Here is a 581-nt window from a genome sequence, read left to right as displayed (position 1 = left end):
GCACATAAGGTGCTGGCTTTTTTGTTGCCGGAGAGGTCATGAAGAACCCGTCTAGGCGCTGGGTCAGTCCAACTGAATTCGACAAATACACCAGCGGCCTACCACGCAAACACCTTTCTCGTCTATTGCGCAGATGCGACAGAACTATCCGGGACTGGCAGACGGGCCGACGGCCTATCCCTGCCTGGACCATCGACACCCTCCGCATGCACGGCCTGGACGCGATACGAGCCTACCGGGAGATTTTCGGATCCTATCCACAGTAGGTCGCGTGTTATCGTTACGACATCCGTAACGAATAATAAGACCGCAAATGCGTGCAGCCCTCGTCGCCCTTCTGGTCTGCCTGACTGCTACCACAGTTCAGGCAGCGAAATGCAGAAACGGTACCAAAATCACGACCGAATACGATCCTTGCCCGCCGGGCTACACCGACATCACCGGTCAGCAATATGGCGAAGTATTCGGAAGCCCGCCATGCACTGAACCGTTGCCAGCAGACGTTCTCGTCTGTCGCCTACCGGCACCAGCGACAAAAGAGAGTCGTGCTCATCAAAAGGAACCGCCGGTAAATGTGGAGT

At 55.9% G+C, this 581-nt stretch carries 1 protein-coding gene; it reads left to right on the top strand.

The window, feature by feature from the left end; translation table 11 throughout:
- Positions 1-313: 313 nt before the first annotated feature.
- The coding region (locus AC1DDH_RS20430; protein ID WP_476956203.1) for a hypothetical protein at positions 314-581 on the top strand (268 nt) is incomplete at its 3' end.

It is taken from the genome of Arthrobacter sp. 10T425, from assembly GCF_056393985.1.
Note: the sequence above shows the minus strand (reverse complement) of the source record. Positions and strands in the feature narration are given on the sequence as shown.